General features: G+C 64.3%; 12 protein-coding genes. 2 read left to right on the forward strand and 10 right to left on the reverse strand.

The features are described from left to right. Positions 1 to 3: 3 nt before the first annotated feature. Together recG and AB4P90_RS28845 are read left to right on the forward strand one after the other, a co-directional pair. The gene (gene recG / locus AB4P90_RS28840; protein ID WP_003195525.1) at positions 4 to 2,079 is read left to right on the forward strand and encodes an ATP-dependent DNA helicase RecG; all 2,076 of its coding nucleotides are present in this window, start codon (positions 4 to 6) and stop codon (positions 2,077 to 2,079) included. Positions 2,080 to 2,156: 77 nt separating this feature from the next. Next, on the forward strand, positions 2,157 to 3,557 hold the full coding sequence (locus AB4P90_RS28845) for an aminoacyl-tRNA deacylase and HDOD domain-containing protein (RefSeq protein WP_395605547.1): 1,401 nt from the start codon (positions 2,157 to 2,159) through the stop codon (positions 3,555 to 3,557). A gap of 129 nt (positions 3,558 to 3,686) precedes the next feature. On the opposite strand, the gene AB4P90_RS28850 is transcribed toward AB4P90_RS28845, so the two are convergent. The 10 genes from AB4P90_RS28850 to AB4P90_RS28895 form a co-directional block, all read right to left on the reverse strand. Further along, complete coding sequence (locus AB4P90_RS28850) at positions 3,687 to 4,061, reverse strand: hypothetical protein (protein ID WP_003195530.1); 375 nt, start codon at positions 4,059 to 4,061, stop codon at positions 3,687 to 3,689. Positions 4,062 to 4,185: 124 nt separating this feature from the next. Further along, entirely contained in the window at positions 4,186 to 5,109 is a 924-nt protein-coding gene (tagQ, locus tag AB4P90_RS28855; RefSeq protein ID WP_003195532.1) for a type VI secretion system-associated lipoprotein TagQ, read from the reverse strand. Positions 5,110 to 5,193: 84 nt separating this feature from the next. Then, complete coding sequence (locus tag AB4P90_RS28860; protein ID WP_020302847.1) at positions 5,194 to 6,906, reverse strand: SUMF1/EgtB/PvdO family nonheme iron enzyme; 1,713 nt, start codon at positions 6,904 to 6,906, stop codon at positions 5,194 to 5,196. Continuing rightward, entirely contained in the window at positions 6,899 to 8,083 is a 1,185-nt protein-coding gene (locus tag AB4P90_RS28865; protein ID WP_019818122.1) for an FtsX-like permease family protein, read from the reverse strand. The genes AB4P90_RS28860 and AB4P90_RS28865 overlap by 8 nt, the downstream gene beginning before the upstream one ends. After that, positions 8,083 to 8,787 (reverse strand): ABC transporter ATP-binding protein, encoded by a 705-nt coding sequence (locus AB4P90_RS28870; protein WP_395605548.1) that lies wholly within the window; start codon positions 8,785 to 8,787, stop codon positions 8,083 to 8,085. Before AB4P90_RS28870 ends, AB4P90_RS28865 begins: the two co-directional genes overlap by 1 nt. Further along, the gene (locus AB4P90_RS28875) at positions 8,787 to 11,765 is read right to left on the reverse strand and encodes a serine/threonine-protein kinase (RefSeq protein WP_395605549.1); all 2,979 of its coding nucleotides are present in this window, start codon (positions 11,763 to 11,765) and stop codon (positions 8,787 to 8,789) included. The genes AB4P90_RS28870 and AB4P90_RS28875 overlap by 1 nt, the downstream gene beginning before the upstream one ends. After that, the gene (locus AB4P90_RS28880) at positions 11,762 to 12,481 is read right to left on the reverse strand and encodes a PP2C family serine/threonine-protein phosphatase (protein WP_003195541.1); all 720 of its coding nucleotides are present in this window, start codon (positions 12,479 to 12,481) and stop codon (positions 11,762 to 11,764) included. The genes AB4P90_RS28875 and AB4P90_RS28880 overlap by 4 nt, the downstream gene beginning before the upstream one ends. Further along, a complete protein-coding gene (gene tagF / locus AB4P90_RS28885; protein WP_014720494.1) occupies positions 12,482 to 13,135 on the reverse strand; it encodes a type VI secretion system-associated protein TagF in 654 nt (217 codons plus the stop codon). After that, complete coding sequence (gene tssM / locus AB4P90_RS28890; RefSeq protein WP_395605550.1) at positions 13,132 to 16,632, reverse strand: type VI secretion system membrane subunit TssM; 3,501 nt, start codon at positions 16,630 to 16,632, stop codon at positions 13,132 to 13,134. Before tssM ends, tagF begins: the two co-directional genes overlap by 4 nt. Next, the gene (locus AB4P90_RS28895; RefSeq protein ID WP_014720496.1) at positions 16,629 to 17,918 is read right to left on the reverse strand and encodes a DotU family type VI secretion system protein; all 1,290 of its coding nucleotides are present in this window, start codon (positions 17,916 to 17,918) and stop codon (positions 16,629 to 16,631) included. Before AB4P90_RS28895 ends, tssM begins: the two co-directional genes overlap by 4 nt. Position 17,919 lies beyond the last annotated feature (1 nt).

Genomic DNA, 17,919 nt, shown 5'->3' on the forward strand with positions numbered 1-17,919 from the left:
GGTATGACTGAGCTGTCGCAGGTGTCGGTGACGGCACTCAAGGGTGTCGGTGAGGCCATGGCCGAGAAGCTGGCCAAGGTCGGCCTGGAGAACCTTCAGGACGTGCTGTTCCACCTGCCCCTGCGCTACCAGGACCGCACCCGCGTGGTGCCCATCGGCCATTTGCGCCCTGGGCAAGACGCGGTGATCGAAGGCACCGTCAGTGGCGCCGACGTGGTGATGGGCAAGCGCCGCAGCCTGGTGGTGCGCCTGCAGGACGGCACTGGCGGCTTGAGCTTGCGCTTCTACCACTTCAGCAACGCGCAGAAGGAAGGGCTCAAGCGTGGCACCCGCGTGCGCTGCTATGGCGAGGCACGCCCAGGCGCATCGGGCCTGGAAATCTACCACCCGGAATACCGCGCCATTACCGGCGATGAGCCGCCACCGGTGGACACCACGCTCACGCCGATCTACCCGCTGACCGAGGGCCTGACCCAGCAACGCCTGCGCCAGTTGTGCATGCAGACCCTGACCATGCTCGGCCCGCAAAGCCTGCCCGATTGGCTGCCCCTGGAGCTGGCCCGCGACTATCAGCTGGCGCCCCTGGCCGATGCGATCCGGTATTTGCATCACCCGCCCGCCGATGCCGATGTGGACGAACTCGCCCTCGGTCATCACTGGGCCCAGCATCGCCTGGCCTTTGAAGAACTGCTCACGCACCAGCTGTCCCAGCAACGCCTGCGCGAAAGCATGCGTTCCCTGCGCGCCCCGGCGATGCCCAAGGCCACGCGGCTGCCTGCGCAATACCTGGCCAACCTCGGCTTTGCGCCGACCGGCGCGCAACAGCGTGTGGGCAATGAAATCGCCTACGACCTCAGCCAGCAAGAACCGATGCTGCGGTTGATCCAGGGTGACGTAGGCGCCGGCAAGACCGTGGTCGCTGCCCTCGCCGCCCTGCAAGCCCTGGAAGCTGGCTATCAAGTGGCGCTGATGGCACCGACGGAAATCCTCGCCGAACAACACTTCATCACCTTCAAGCGCTGGCTCGAACCGCTGGGCCTGGAGGTGGCGTGGCTGGCTGGCAAGCTCAAAGGCAAGAACCGCGTGGCCGCCCTGGAGCAGATCGCCGCCGGCGCACCGATGGTGGTGGGCACCCATGCGCTGTTCCAGGACGAAGTGCAGTTCAAGAACCTTGCGCTAGTGATCATCGACGAACAGCACCGATTTGGCGTGCAACAGCGCCTGGCCCTGCGCCAGAAAGGCGTGGGCGGGCGCATGAACCCGCACCAGTTGATCATGACCGCCACGCCGATCCCACGCACCCTGGCCATGAGCGCCTACGCCGACCTCGACACCTCGATCCTCGACGAACTGCCGCCAGGGCGTACGCCGGTCAACACCGTGCTGGTCACCGACACCCGACGTGTCGAAGTGATCGAGCGCGTGCGCGGTGCCTGCGCCGAAGGCCGCCAGGCGTACTGGGTGTGTACCCTGATCGAAGAGTCCGAAGAACTGACCTGTCAGGCCGCCGAAACCACTTATGAAGACCTCACCAGTGCCTTGGGTGAGCTCAAGGTGGGGTTGATCCATGGCCGTATGAAACCGGCGGAAAAAGCCGCAGTGATGGCCGAGTTCAAGGCCGGCAACCTGCAATTGCTGGTGGCTACCACCGTGATTGAAGTGGGCGTGGACGTCCCCAACGCCAGCCTGATGATCATCGAAAACCCCGAACGCCTGGGCCTGGCGCAGCTGCACCAGCTGCGCGGGCGGGTTGGCCGGGGCAGTGCCGCCAGCCACTGCGTGCTGCTCTATCACCCGCCACTGTCGCAGATCGGTCGCCAGCGACTGGGCATCATGCGCGAAACCAACGACGGTTTTGTTATCGCCGAAAAAGACCTCGAACTGCGCGGCCCCGGTGAAATGCTCGGCACGCGCCAGACCGGCCTGCTGCAATTCAAGGTCGCCGACCTGATGCGCGATGCCGACCTGCTGCCCGCCGTGCGCGATGCTGCGCAAGCATTGCTCGAACGTTGGCCCGATCACGTCAGCCCCTTGCTCAACCGCTGGCTGCGGCACGGCCAGCAATACGGCCAAGTGTGACGCCTGACGCACTTATCCGACCAACACCCGTATCAAGCTGGTTATACTCCAATGAATGTAAGAAATTGGATCAGGCCATGTCAGAAGTTGCCCTCGCCACAGCCCCACTGACCGCCCCGCCGGTCATTCGGGCGCTGCTCGCAAAGCTCGCCATCCCCTACACGGAAATCATCGAACAGCCTGGCCTGAACCCTGCACAAAAGGTCCAGGCGGTGTTGCTTGAAGATGCGGTTGGCGCGCTCATGGTGCTGTTCCCCCAAAGCCAGTTGCTGGACCTCAACCGCCTCGCCGAACTCACCGGTCGCCGCCTCACGGCCGTCGCCCCCGAGCGTGTCGAGCGCATGCTGGGCAAGCATGACCTGAGCCTGCTGCCGGGTTTGCCGCCCCTGACCAGTTCGCCGTGCCTGTACGAAGGCCGCTTGCTCAATGAGCCGAGCCTGCTGGTGCATTCGGGCGAAGCCGGGCTGTTGCTGGAAATCCCCAGCGACGCCTTCAAGAGCCTGCTCACCAAGGCCAGCGCCGCGCAGTTCGGGGAACCCTTGAGCAACATCCGCCCGAATCTCGACCGCCCCAATGATGACCGTGAGGAAATCACCCAGGCGATGCAAGCCTTCACCGCGCGTCGTATTCAGCAGCGCCTGGAAGCGACCATCGAGATTCCACCGCTGGCCGACACCGCGCAGAAGATCATCAAGCTGCGCGTCGATCCCAATGCCACCATCGACGACATCACCGGCGTGGTGGAAACCGACCCGGCCCTCGCCGCCCAGGTCGTAAGCTGGGCCGCGTCGCCCTACTACGCTTCGCCGGGCAAGATCCGCTCAGTCGAAGACGCCATCGTGCGCGTGCTGGGCTTTGATCTTGTGATCAACCTGGCGCTGGGCCTGGCCCTGGGCAAAACCCTGAGCCTGCCCAAGGACCGCCCGCACCTGTCCACGCCGTACTGGCACCAGTCGATCTACACCGCCGCCGTGATTGAAGGCCTGACCCGTGCCATGCCCCGCGCCCAGCGCCCGGAAGCCGGCCTGACCTACCTGGCAGGTTTGCTGCACAACTTCGGCTATCTGCTGCTGGCCCACGTGTTTCCGCCGCACTTCTCGCTGATCTGCCGGCACCTGGAGGTCAACCCGCACCTGTGCCACAGCTACGTCGAGCAACACTTGCTGGGCATCAGCCGCGAACAGATCGGCGCCTGGCTGATGCGCTACTGGGACATGCCGGACGAACTGTGCACCGCCCTGCGCTTCCAGCACGACCCGACGTACGACGGGCAATACGCCGAGTATCCGAACCTGGTGTGCCTGGCGGTGCGCCTGTTGCGCAGCCGGGGGATTGGCTCCGGGCCGGATGAATCCATTCCGGACGCACTGCTTGAGCGCCTGGGCTTGAGCCGCGAGAAGGCCGAGGACGTGGTGGGTAAAGTGCTGGATGCCGAAGTGCTGTTGCGCGAATTGGCTTCGCAGTTCAGCCAGGGGTAAATCTGGCGCCTGTTACACCACTATCGCAGGCAAGCCAGCTCCCACAGTGACCGCGTTCCAACGTTGAAATACGGTCAACTGTGGGAGCTGGCTTGCCTGCGATGAAGTCAACTCGGTCTACCTGACCACCTACTTCTTTTTCTTCGGCTTCAAATACTTGGTCAGGCCCTGGAACCAGATCACCAGTGCCGGGTTGCCCTTGATCTGGATCGACTTGTCCTGAATCCCCGTCATGAACGCCAGTTGCTTGTTCTTCGCCTGCATCGTGGCGAAGCCGTAGGCGGCATCCTTGAAGGCAATGGCGAAGGCCGGCGCCGGGTGGACACCTGAGCGGCTGGTGATGCGCTGGTCTTTGACGATGAAGTGACGGGCAACCTTGCCGTCGAGGGTCTGCAGCTGGAAGGCCAGGTCTTTGTCACCCAGTTGCTGCTGGAAGGCGGGGTTGGTGCGGCTGGCTTTGCCCATCATCAGGCCCAGCACCCACAGGAGAAGACGAAATTTCATGCACACGGCCTCGGTGTATTTATTGGAGTGGCCGCAGCAGTGTAACGATTTGCAAAAAGAACGCCACCGATCTCGCGCTTTAGGCGCAGATCGGTTGGCGTTTAACGCTTATAGCAACAAGTACTTAAACGTTAGGACATGGCACTGGCGCCCAATCGGCCAGGTTTGGATTGCGGCAGGTTGCTTCGATCTGGGTCTTGCCCGCACTGGCGACCTGCTTGCTTTCAGCTTGCTTGGCCTGCACGGTCTGGATGCTACGTTCGGTGGTTACCGCTTCTTTCGGCACTGTCGGCAGCACCGGCTTCTTGGCTGGCTTGACGGCTTTCTTGCCCTTGGCCGGAGCGACCACTGGCGTGGTATCGGCGGTGGCCACGGTCACCACATCGCTGCGCTGTACGCCGACCTGTTGCAGGTCTTTCTCGTACGCCTGGGTGTAGTTGTTCAGGTCTTCGCTGGCCTTGCCGTTGACCGTCACGATCAGGTCATTAGATTCCTTCAGACCCGCGACGATTTCCGCCAGGCGCTTGCGGCCTTCGGTGTCGTTAACGGTCTTGGCCTTGCGATCAGCCACCAGCTTGGTGAATGCGCTCTGGTAGCACTGCTGCGAGGCCTTGGCATAGGCGGTGCTGCGGTCGATGTCCGAGGCGCTTTTGTTGAAGTCGGTGGAGTAGGACGCGATGCGCTGGTTGTCATCGGTGATCTGTTTCTGGCGCTCGGTGTAGTAACCCGCCGCACCGCCAGCCAGGGCGCCGCCTGCGGCACCGATCGCGGCATTGCGGCCACGGCTGTCCTTGTCGCCGGTCAGCGCGCCCAGCAGGGCACCGCCGGCCGCGCCGATAGCGGCACCGGTGACGACCGACTTGGTCATGTCCGAATCGGTGGCGCGCAGGTGCTGCACCGGCTCGTAGCAGTTGGGGTAGTACTCGACCTTGGTGCTCGACGCCACCTTGGACGCAGGCGACGTAGCGCAACCAGTCAACACGGTACTGAAACCAGCTGCGATCAGCAGCAGGTGACGCTTGGAAACCGCCTTACGGGAAAAAAGCATAGATGTGATCTCTGTTAAGTTTGACTTGCCCAGCACGGCCCACCGCCGCCTGAGTCCCTTCCAAGCTCGCTAGACAGCCAACGATCAAGACCGCTGACCGCTCGCTGCGAGCAATTCCTTCAAGATCGTTGCCGGGTCGGCCCGCTGTTGCTTGCGGTAGTTGCCGACATGGCGAACGAACAGTGTCGCGCGCGTCACCAGGCTCTTGCCGAGCACTGGCTTGCGATCCAACTCTTCCTTGATCCGTTGAAACTGCGCCTGGATCACCGCATCGGTGTAGCGCGTGCCGGTGGCCAGGTTGTCGATGTAAATCGCCACCGCGCCGTCCAACGCGCTGCGTCCATTGGTAATGGCCATGTCAAACAGCTGCGCGCTGGCCTCGTCCTTGCTGTCCACCGCCTGCTGGCGACTCTTCTGCAGGTTGGCCAGGCGGATGTTGTAGTTGCTGATGGTCTCGGCCACCAACGCCGCCGACTGGATCAAATTGCCCGCGGCTTCTTCGCGTTGCTGGGCGATCAGCGACACGTTGCGCTTGAGCTCTTCGTTGACCAGGCCCAGCTCGGCTTGAAGCTTGGGATCGACACTGGCGGCGATGATGCTGTCCAGGCGCTTGGTCGGGTCCTGGGCGTCGTCGATGGCATCGGTCAGCGCGGCCAGGCGGCCTTCCTTCTGCCATTGGGCAAACAATTCCTTGTAGCGCGAGCGCGGCGCAGACAACGCGCCAATCGCCACGCGAAAGCCGGTGGTCTCGTTGCTTTGCTCGGTGCCATCAGCGGCAAACAACGGGTATTCGCGGCGCATGCCGGTGAACAACGTGCCCTCGCCTTCCAGGTAGTTGCCGCCCTTGACCACAAAGCCGCCGTAGGTGCCCTGGCGGCGGCCAGCGTGTACCAGCTGGAAGGATTCCTGGACCATTTCCGCGGCGTTGCCGATCACGTCGAACATGCCGATGGGGTTGGGCAACTTGGTACCGATGGGCATCAACCGCGCCGCCTGGCCGGTGCCGCCGGCCACTTGGTTGAACACCGCGTAATCGGCCAGCGGACCATCGCTTTCACTGCCCTCGGCGCGCCGTGGATACAGACGGCCTTCGAGGTCCTGGCGGCTCACCGCCTGGCCGCCGCGTGCGGCGTACTCCCACTCCACTTCGGTGGGCAGGCGCACAAAACCCAGGCCGCCGTCTTCGGCCGACGCACCGCGCCCGCTTACCGGCAGCAGTTCGCGGTGGTATTTCATCAGCCAGGCGCTGTACACCGCCGAGAAACGCTCGGCTTCAAAGCGCGACAGTTTCACCTTGGGCAAACGCCCGGCCATGCCGCTGGGCGCCTCACATGCGGGAGCCGGTTCTCCGCTGGCCAGGGATTGCGCCTGGGCCATCACCTGGGCGTACTGGCGAGCAGTCACTTCGTATTTGCCGATAAAGTACAGCATGGGCTTGAGCGGGGTCTTGGCGTCGGTCTTCGGCATCTGCGGCGCGATGACCTTGCTCCAGTCCTTGGGCAAGTCCTTGAGGGTGAACTGGCCGTTGATGAAGTCGCGCCGGTAGCCGGAAATAAACGACTGCTGATAACCCGCCTCGCCTTCGGCAAAGGGGTAGCCCAGGTTGATTTCACGGTCATCCAGGGTGCCCTGGGCCAGAATATAGGCGTAGCGGAATACCATGTTACCTTCGCAGGGCAGCGGCAGGCTCACGTCGTCCGGCAACGGCTTGGGGTTGTCGAGCTTGTCACTTGCCTCATCGGCCCAGGCCAGCGAGGCCAGGCTCAGCGCCACGCAGGCGCCCAGTAATTTATACATCTCTGATTCCTTCAGAAGCCTGGATACGTGCCACCCGCCAACCACCACAGGCGGCCGCCACGGCACTGACACCGAGCACCGCCACCAGGGCCAGGCCATAATGGCGCGCCAACAGGTGGCTGGCGTACTCGCCCGGCACCTGCACAAAAAGCTTGTTCAACGCCGCCTCAGCCAGGCCATACAGCCCAACGCTGAGCACAGCGGCAAAACCCGCGCTGTATAGCGCTTGCAGCAGCACAAACAGCAACAAGGCGGCGGTGGAAAACCCCAGCAGGCGCAACACCGAGAGTTCACGGTGCTTACGCGCTACCGCCGCCAGGGTGCCCGCGAAAATCGCCGCAAACGCCCCGGCCAACGCCAACCCGGCGATGATCCAGAACACAATCGACAGGTTGCGGCTCAACGATTGCACTTGAGCGATGGTGTGCGCCTGGGTTGAAACCAACAGGTTCTGCCCGGCGAAATACACCCGCAACGGTTCCACATCACTGAGGCTGCGCGCGTACAGGCGAAACGCCGGGTAGATACGCTGTTCGCTCACGCTCGCCGCTTCACCGGCCCAACCCAACGCCGGCACCGCACGGCCATCGCGATAATCTTCCGCTGCCTCCAACAACGCCAGATCGGCAAACAGGCCCTCGCGAACGAAGGCCTCCAGCGGCAACACCGCCAGCACCTGCAACCGCGTGCGCTGGGCCTCGACGCGCCCCGCCACTTGCCGCGCAAAGCTGGTTTCCAGCCAGTCACCGGGCCTTGCCGCGAGCTTTTCGGCGGCGGTATGGCTGAGCACGATCTGGTCCAGGCCGTGGGGCATCGGCAAGCCTGCCAACAACGGGTCGCCTGCGGCAGTCGGCAGCATTTCCAGGGTCAGGGTGCCCACCTGCGCCGTGGCGGCAATTTGCCGTGTGCGCGGCACAGCAAACGCCACCTCGCTGCGCTCACCCAGTTGCGCGATAAACGCCGCGCTGAATCGACCACCGCCCAATGGGATGATTTCACGGCTGGCGGGGTCGGTCTCCAAGCGTTCGGTCAAACTGCTAACCAGTCCAAATTTCAGCCCGAATAACACCAGCAATGGCGCGATAACCGCCACCAATGCCAACACCGAACAGGCCGACAACCACCCATCGTTGCGGTAGTCCTGCCACGCAAGCGAAGCAACCAGGCCGATGCGCATCAGCACGCCTCCCCGAGGGTTGCGGTGATACCGCCGTCTGGATCGCGCTGGTAACTGATACGCCGCACCTGCAAGCCACTGGCGCGGGCCAGCGGTTCATCATGGGTGGCGATCACACAGGCCGTACGGTGTTCGCGGGCCTGGGCCAGCAGCGCCTGCATCACGCGTTCGGCGTTGAGCGGGTCCAGGGACGCCGTCGGCTCATCAGCCAGCACCAGTTGCGGCCCATGGGCCAGGGCCCGTGCACAGCTGACCCGCTGGCGTTGGCCCACCGACAACGCCGCCGGGCGCTTGGCCAACTGATCGCTGATCTGCAACTGCTCAGCCAGGCGCGCCACGCGGCCGTCATCCTGCAAGCCCAGCAGTTGGCGCGACAGCGCGATATTGCCGCGCACGTCCAGAAACCCCAGCAACCCCCCGGTCTGCGGCACATAGCCCAAGTGCTGGCTGCGTAACGCGGCCAGCGCCGATTGCCGGTCGGCACGCCACAGCGCGCCGACGTCGTGTTGGTTGAATGCAAACTGCCCCACCTGATCCGGCGCCAACACCAGCGCCAGCAGGTCGAGCAAGGTGCTCTTGCCGCAACCACTGGGGCCGACAATTGCCAGTTGTTCACCCGCGCCCAGCTGCAACGCAGGGATCACCAGGCTGTAGCGCTGGCTACCGACGCCCCGGCTCTTGTGCACCGCGCTCAGGTTCAACATTACGGCAGCGTCGACAGCGGCACGCGATACAACGCATCGCCCGGTTCGGCATCGCCGAAACGGACCCAGTTGGCCACGTCGTTATGGAAGGTTTCATACAGACGGATTTTCGAATCCAGCTCGTCGATAAAGTCTTCCTGCTCGGCCACGCTCAATGACAACCACAGGTCCTGGGTCATGTTCAGCGACTTGCTGCGGTACGGCAGGCCCTCCAGGTATTCACCGAGCAGGCCACCGTCAGCCAGGTTGCCGCCCTTGCGCAGGGCCTGCGGGTCGCGGCTCATATAGGCCGAGGCGCTGGCGATTTCCTGGAAGAAATCCTTGGGCGAGCTTTGGGTCTTGCGCGCCGCATCCACGATCAACTTCAACGATTGTTGCAGGTCGTTGAGTTGCAGCTTGGTCAACATCACGCACACCTGGAACGCTGGCAGCGCCGGGTTGGTCAGGTCACGATCAGCGGTCCAGGCGCTGACCAATTGCGGTGCCTGGCTCGCGGTCTTGCGCCCGAGAAAGTCCATGTGCATGGCATAGCCGACGGCGGCGGACTTGTCCGCCAGGCTCGGCGCGGCACTGAGCAACGGCACGGGCTGCGGCGTGTTGCTGCGCACCTGATGCACCAGGTTGGCGAACACCGTGCCGATCTCATCGACGCGCTCACCCAGCTTGCGCACATCGCCCCCTGGCACCGGCGTGTACAGGTCGCCGATCTGCGGGTTGGCGTCGGCGGTGAGGACGCGATACTGGCTCTCGGCGCCGGCATGGGTTTTCTTGCCGGCATCGGTGCGCAGGTGCAGCGCGTAGATCTTGATCTGCTTGCCCAGCGCCGCCTGGCGCACTTCCGCTTCGTTCATCTGGGTGGCGGCGAACGGGTCGTTCTTGCGCAGCGCGCCGGCATCGGAGACCAGCAGGATGATGCGCCCGCCGTAGCCGGACCAATCCATGCCGTCCACTGCCTGCATCACCCCGGCAAACGCATCTTCGTTGAACGAGTGGCTGGACACCGTCGACGCTTTGACCTGGCGCGCCATATCCAGAAAGCGCTGCGGGTCGCGGCCTTGGTCGAGGCTGATCAGGGTCTTGGCGACATACTCAAGGCCCGGCGTTTTCTGGATGCTGCTGCGAAAGCCGACCATGCCGAAGCTGACGCTGTCCAACTCGCCACGCTCAGCAATGCGGGTTTGCAGCTCGTGCACCACGTCGCGAATCTGGTCGATGTAGGGCTGCATCGACACGGTGGTGTCCACCACCAGCACCACCGCCGTGCGGAACGCGTCGGCATTGGCGCTGAGCGTCGGGCTGGCGGGTCTGGCAGCGGCGCGGCTGCCTGGGTCGATGGAGGCCACGTTGAGCAACTGCACCGGCTGGCCGTTGTCGTCGAAGCTCTCCTTGGAATCGAAGATCGGCAACAGGTAGAACTGGTTCTGCGGCACCGCGCTGGCGGTGGGTTCCAGGGCCAGGACTTGCTGGTTGTCTTCACGGTTGTTCTGCGCCTTGGCCAAGGCGCTTTTCGCTGCGGCAGGGTCGGCCAGCAGTTTTTCCACCTCACCGGGCTGGCGCAGGAACATCACGGGAGCCCGGCCGGAGCGCTCGGTGAACTTGAGCACCAGGCTTTGTTTCCAGTCGCTGACCTGGGAGGCTGGCAGCCAACCGTCGCTGCGACCATCAGTGGCCGCGCCGACGCGTACCCACTGGCTGCCATCGACCTCTTTGCGCTGGTACACGTAGAGCACGGAAAACGCCGGCAGCGCTTTACCCGGCGTACTCCCGGCGTCCGCTGAAAGCTGGGCGCCGGGTTTGCTGAGTACACGTTGGAACAAGGTTTTCTTGCCTGCCATCAGCAACGGGCGCTGACCGCCATCCACTTCAGCGACAGCCACGGGCGGCGTCACCTTGGGCACCACGGCGGCTGGCGGCTTGGCCGGTTCATCGCCGCCGCTCAACCACCAGTAGCTGGCGCCACCAATGGCCAACGCGACGGCGACTGCCACGGCGGCCAAAGCCAATACCGGCCCACGGCGCTGCTCGGACGGGGCATTGTGCTGCGTCGGCGTCACCACCGGCTGACGCACTATTGGCTGCGGCTGCGGTTTATCCGTCGGAATGTCGATGGTGACAGGGGTCATACCCGCCAGATCAAAGCTCAATGGAATCGGCAGCGGCCGCACCAGCGTGGCATCCGATTCATCAGCCGGCAGTTGATCCAGCGCCAACAACAACGCTGCCGCATCCGGATAACGTTCCGCCGGCTCCTTGGCCAACAACTTGCGCAGCACGCCCTGATAGCGCCCATGGTGCACAGGCAATTCCGGCAAGGGTTCGGTCAGGTGCGCCAGCGCCGTGGAAAGCGCATCGGTGCCGTTATAAGGCAGCTTGCCGACGAGGATTTCATACAGCACCACGCCCAGCGCGTAGAGGTCGGCGCGGCCATCGATCTCCTGGCCCCGCGCCTGCTCCGGGCTCATGTAGCTCGGCGTGCCCACGGCAAACCCGGCCTGGGTGAACTGGGTGCGATCGTCCAGCGACTTGGCAATCCCGAAGTCCGACAACACTGCCGTGCCATCGGCGCGAAACAGAATGTTCGCCGGCTTGACGTCGCGGTGCACCAGCCCTTGGGCATGGGCATAGCCCAGGGCCGAGGCAATCTGGCGGATCAGCGTCACGCCCTGCTCCGGGGTCAGCCCAGCAGCGATGCGCTCCTTGAGCGTGCCGTTGGGCAGGTATTCCATGGCCATGTAATACAGCTCACCGACGTTGCCGATGTCATGGATGGTCACCGTGTGCGGGTGCGACAAGCGCGCCAGGGTCTTGCCCTCGCGCAGGAAGCGTTCGCAGAAACTCGGGTCGGCCGCCAGCGCCGCCGCCATCACCTTCAACGCCACCTTGCGCTCCAACGAGCGCTGGGTCGCCAGGTACACGCTGGCCATGGCGCCTTCGCCAATCTCGCCTTCGATGTCATAACCTGGGATGACGATGTTCATGACGAGACCTTCACGACGAGGGTGGTGATGTTGTCCGGTGCGCCGCGATTTAGGCCCAAGTGCACCAGGCTGCGCACGATTTCATCCGGTGCGTCATGGCTGAGCACCTCGCGGATTTCGTGGTCTTCGACGGTTTTGTTGAGGCCATCGCTGCACAGCAAATAGCTGTCGCCGGGAGCGATCAACAGGTCCACCGAGGCGACGTCCAACTGGGCCTCAACGCCAATGGCGCGGGTGACGATATTGGAGCGCGGGTGGGTGCGGGCGTCGGCTTCGCTGAGCAGGCCGCTGTCTTGCAGGTCTTGCACGTAGCTGTGGTCGCGGGAAATGCTTTCCAGCACGCCGTCGCGCAAGCGGTACAGGCGGCTGTCGCCGGCCCACAGGCACACCCCGCGCAAGCCGCGCGCGGCAAACACCACCACGGTGCTGCCCATCATGGTCACGCCACGGTTGGCGGTTTCTTCGCGCACGGCCGCGTTGATGCGCAGCAGGTCATTGCGCAGCGCCGCCGAGTATTCATCCAGAGAGCGGCCCAGCGGCACATGGCGCAGGCTGTCGACGATCAAGCTGCTGACATAGTCGCCCGCAGCGTGCCCGCCCATGCCATCGGCCACCACCCACAGGCGGTTTTCCGGCAGATCCAGAAAGGCATCTTCGTTGACTTGGCGAACCATGCCCACATGGCTTTTGCTCGCGGATTCGTACGTCACGCCCATCTACACCACACCTTCTTGTCCGAGCAAAAACTGCGCAAAATCGCTGGCGGCAGGCAGGCCCTGGCACCGTAATAAACCGGGGGAGATACGCTGCGAGCCTCGCCCCCACCACAGGCTTGCGCCCTCGCATGCCTGTTCGGCCAGTGCGGTCATACGCTGGTGCGGCACGGTGGCTGCCACCCTTTGCAGGCCGGCGAAACGGCTGTCCACCGCCCGCGGCTCGCTGGCCGGCACACCCAACTCGTCGAGCCCGGCGTTGAAGCTTTCGAAGGTCGCGCCGCTGTCGAGGGTGCTGAGCAACAAGGTTTCAGCCTGCTCGAACCAGGCGTCCGAACCGCCCACCAGCGACGCCGGGTTGGTGTCGTGATCCAGCAAGGTCACCACCGCCAGCGGAAAGTAACGCCCGACCCGGTCAATGCTCGGCATCACCACGCCCGCCGCCGCGTCCGGCCCGCACACGCCCGGGGCCAGCACAAAGCGCCACAACGGGCTGACCAGGTACGCATTCAGCCAGTCAGCGCCGAGGCTGTTCTGGCTGGCGAGCAAACCCGCCGCCAGCCAGCTGTCCCACGGGCCGATAAAGCTCTGCGGCAAGGCGCGGCTGACGAAGTCCCCGCGGCTGGCCAACTTGCCGTAGAAACCCAGGGCCGTCATAGCCGCTCCGGCAGGCTGAAGCCACTGAGCACGCGGCTCTTGAACGGGTTGAAGGCACTGTTGGCGCGCAACTCGTAGGCGATGCTCGCGCCATCGACTCGCAGGCGCAGGTTGAAACGATCCGGCGAGTTGCCTGCGGTGAGGTCTGATTGCTCCAGCAGACGGAACCAGGCCCACGGGCCGTCCAGAGTGATGCCGGAGCGACCACTGGCCGACGGGGGCATGATGGAAATACGCACCACGCCAATGCTGCCCGGGTTCGGCCATTGCATCGCCACCGGCCGGCTCGGGCCGTGGTCGTAGCTCAATTGCTGGCCGTCCAGGTCAAGCAGAAACTGAGTGATGGTAGGGTCCATCGACACCGGCTTGAGTTCGAAACGCACGATGGGTTGGGTGCCACCGGAGCGGAAGAACGCGTCCCGAATCGACGCCGCACGCTGGAAGGTTTGCAGCACGCCAGGAGCAATCCCCAGCTTCTGCGCCGCCCCAGGTTGCCAGCGCCAGGTCTGTGCCGATGTGTCCACATAGGGCTGCAGGTATTTGCGGAAGTAGTTGTCCATCACCCCGCCCACGCCGAAGAACTGGCCGAAGTCATCCAGGGTGGCGTCCCGCGCACTGCCCGGCGACATCGGGTAACGCCCGGCCAACGACTGGCGATACACGTTGACCACCTCACTGACCCAGGCCGCGTTCAGCTGGTTACGCACCCCGCCCATCATGCTGTTGGTGGTGGAATTGACCACCGACTTGACCATGCCCTGCACCAGCGGCGGCTGACGCTCGGCGTTCAGGCTGACCCGCGTGGCCGCAGCCGCCGCCTGGTTCTTGGCCTCACCGAGCAAGGCATCGCCGCTGGCACCGACCATGGCACTGACCTGCACATACAGTGCATTCATGTCCGACAGCAGGCCGTCGATGGCCGCCGGTTCACCTTCGTTTTTGCTGACGATGCTGTTGAGTTCGGCAAAGTGCGCGGTCACGGGATCATCCGCCGGTGCCGGTGCATTCGCCGTCGGTTGCGCCTCGCCCAGCAAACTGCCGAGGCGCTCCTTGAGCTTGTCCACGCCGCCTTCCACCGGCACGCCTTTGGCGGCCAGTTGGCGTTCTTCGGCTTGCAGGTCGGTTTCCCTGGCAACCGCCACCAGCAGCTTTTTCAGCGGCGAGGTGGGACCGGAAATCACCCGCAGCACATCGGCGGCCTGTGCCACGCTGGTGATCGGCACAAAGTCGATGTCGGCGAGCAACGCGTCCCACTGGCGCTGGTAATCCTGGAAGTACAAACGGCGCACGTCGGCGGCCAGGCTCACCACGTTCTGCTGGTCGGCCTGTTCATGGCCCAGCACCCATTGCTCTTCGGCCAGGGTGCCGGTCTGGTTCAAGCTGCTGAGCAAGAACGCCTGGCGATAGCCTTTGGCGGTAAAGAAACCACTCAACGGCTCACCCAACGGCTTGCCGCTCTTGCGGCTGAACACTAGCGCGGCATCGCGACCGGCGGCTTCGTTGAGGCGAAAGTCCGGGATACCTTCGGGCAGTTTCTGGCGCTTGACGCGGTCGTACACGCGCTGGGCTACCGGCAATTGCTGCAACTGCCGACGCAAATCGTCGATCAGCCGTGGGTCCAGGCGTGCGCTCGGCGGGTGGCGTTCGAACAGCGCCTGCAAGTGCCCGGCCAGGGCCTGACGCTGGTCGGCCGGCAGGTCGCGGGGCAGGTTGCGGTCCCAGTCCAGGGCGATCCAGGCCTTGATGAAGTCCGGGTCGTAATGCTCGGTGTCGGCGAGCATCAGGTAAGCCTTGAGGCCCTCGTAGAGAAAGTCCGAGTTACCGCCGCCGTGCAGTTGCTCTTCGATACGCGTCACCAGGCGTGGCGCGAACACGGCGATCAACAGTTTGCGGTACACGCTGGTGGACTCGGCTTCGAGCATATCGCCCTGGTACAGCCCCAGCCCTTCGGACCAGCTCGGCGAATCCCCCGCCAGGTTCTTCACCGCATTGAGCAACGGCAGCACGGCGAGCACTTCCCGCTGTGCCGGGCTCAGGTTCTGTACGGTCTGGCCCAGGGGCGCGACCTTCTGATCGACCTGGGCGATATATGCCTGGTTGGCGCGATAGCTCACCCACCACAGGCCGCTGACCACCACCACCAGCGCGACGGTGGCCGCCAGTACGCCACGGGCGATCCACTTGCGGCGCCGCTCGACTTTCGGGTTCACCCCCACCAGGCCGCGCTCGGCAAAGGCCACGGCGGTGAACAGTTTTTCGATGAAGTAACTGCGCCCGGTGCCGCTCTGGCGCGCCAGGTGCTGGCGGTCCAGGTTCATGCTCTGGGCCATGGCACCGATCAGGCGGTCAATCGGGCTGCCTTCCTGGGTGCCGCTGGTGAAGTACACGCCACGCAGCAACACGCGCTCTTCAAAGGCGTTGGGTTTGAACACGCCTTCGAGGAAGCTTTGCAGGCAATCTTTCAACGCGCCGAACTGCTGCGGGAAGCCGTAGATCAGGTCGCGTCGTGCCGGGTCGCGTTCCTGTTGCAAGCGCTCGACCAGGCGTTCGTTGAGGCGCTGCTCCAGGCCGGCGAATTCGCTTTGCAGGTGCGCCAGCGGGCTGTCGCTGTTTTTGCCGTCGTCCAGGGCAAAGGTCATGCCCCACACCTGGGCGCGCTCTTCCTTGCTCAGGTTGTCGAAGAACTCCATGAAGCCCGGCACCAGGTCGAGCTTGGTGAGCATCAGGTAGATGGGGAAACGCACGCCCAGTTGCGTATACAGCTCCTGGATGCGCAGGCGAATCGCGGCAGCATGGGCTGCGCGCTCGGCGTCGGTGCCCAGCAGCAGATCCGAGAGGCTGATGGCGATAAAGGCACCGTCGATAGGCCGGCGCGCACGCTGCTTTTTCAGCAAGTCGAGAAAGCCCAGCCAGGCGGCTTTGTCCACCGTGGAGTTGCTGTCCTGGGTGGTATAGCGGCCAGCGGTGTCGAGCAATACGGCCTGGTCGGTAAACCACCAGTCGCAGTTGCGCGTCCCCCCCACGCCCCGCACCGCACTGGCGCCCAATTGCGCCGCCAGTGGGAAATGCAGCCCGGAATTGACCAGCGCGGTCGTCTTGCCCGAGCCCGGCGGGCCGATGATCACATACCACGGCAACTCGTAGAGGTTGCGGCGCTCATCGCCGCCCAGCTTGGCCTTTTTCAGCAGTGCCAGGGCTTCGTCCATGCGCTGGCGCAGCGTGGACAGCTCTTCGGCGGTCGCAACGCTGTTGGGGTCGACCGGGGTTTCTGCGGCCAGGCTGCGCATCACTTCGGCGGCCTGGCGACGGGCCTGGATGATGCGGAACACGCGGTAGGCCACCCACAGCGCAAACACCAGCACGATCAGCGCCCAACGGCGCCCTTCGGGCACCAGCACGTCCAGCAGCGGGCCAACAAACCAGATGATCAGGCTCAGGGCAATCAGGCCCAGCACGGGGATCACCCAGCGAATCATGAAACTGAAAAACGCCTTCACTCGACGCCCTCCGCCAATACGGTGATTTCAACCCGACGATTGCGGGCACGGCCTTCGGCAGTACTGTTGGTGGCCAACGGCTCGGTGTCGCTGCGGCCTTCGGCGCTGAAGCGTTCGGCCTGGCCGGTCTTGGCCGCGAGAATCGCCAGCACCGACTTGGCCCGGGCTTCGGACAACGCCCAGTTGGACGGGAAACGCAACGTGGCAATCGGGCGGTTGTCGCTGTGCCCGGTGACACGCACCTGGCCCTTGACCTTGCGAATGGCGTCAGCGATGCGCAGCATCAGCGGCTGGTAGTCATCGACGATGCTGGAGCTGGCCGAGGCGAACAGCTCATCGCCACGAATGGTCACGACAGAGCGGTCGACCTTGTCTTCCACCGCCACGCGGCCGGCCTTGATGTCGTCGGCCAGGAACCCGGCCAGGCGCGGGCGCTCAATCACTTTGGGCTGCGCCACCGGACGGTCGATGGCCTGCACCGGGATCTCGCCCAGGGCATGAATATTCTTGAACACCGGCTCGGCGTCCGAGGCCAGCTTCAGGCGCAGGCCGAACAGCAACGCCAACAGCAGCGCCAAGCCAATCGCCACGGCAATCCATGGCGGCATGAATTGCGCCAGGCGATCACGGGCCACGGTTACACCGCGCCAGTGCGGCGACAGCTCACGCTCGTGCTCGCCACGGGCGCTGCGTATCGCTGCGGCGGTGCGTTCACGCAAGGCTTCCAACTGGCTGCGCCCGTCGGTCATCACGCGGTAACGCCCTTCAAAACCCAGGCACATGCACAGGTACAACAGCTCCAGCAGGTACAGGCGTTCCCGTGGGCTTTGCAGACAGTGGTCAAGCAACTGGAAAACCTTTTCGCCACCCCAGGCTTCGTTGTGCACGGTGATCAGCAGGCTCTGCTTACCCCAGTCACTGGTGCTGCCCCACGGCGTGCTCAGCACCGCTTCATCCAAGGCAGTGCACAGCGCGTAACGGGCCAACAGCACTTCATTGCGTGCCACACCGGCGGCTTCGGCGCGTTCTTCGAACTGGCGCAGGTACGCCAGCAACTGCGCACGCAGGCTGGCCGGCGCGGGATGGGCGATGGTGTTGCGCAACCGCGTCAACAACGCCAGCAACGGGCCGGCGGCACTTTCCAGCGGGTTGAGGCCCTGGCTCTTGCCGGTGAGGATCGGCGCAGCCGGCATCGACAGCGGCGCAGGTTCGGCACGCGCGGGTGCAGGTTCTCGGCCACCCGGGCGCGGCATGAACTGGGTGCGGTCATCATCATTGGGATGCATC

It is taken from the genome of Pseudomonas sp. B16120, assembly GCF_044218845.1.
GTDB classification, from domain to species: domain Bacteria; phylum Pseudomonadota; class Gammaproteobacteria; order Pseudomonadales; family Pseudomonadaceae; genus Aquipseudomonas; species Aquipseudomonas paracarnis.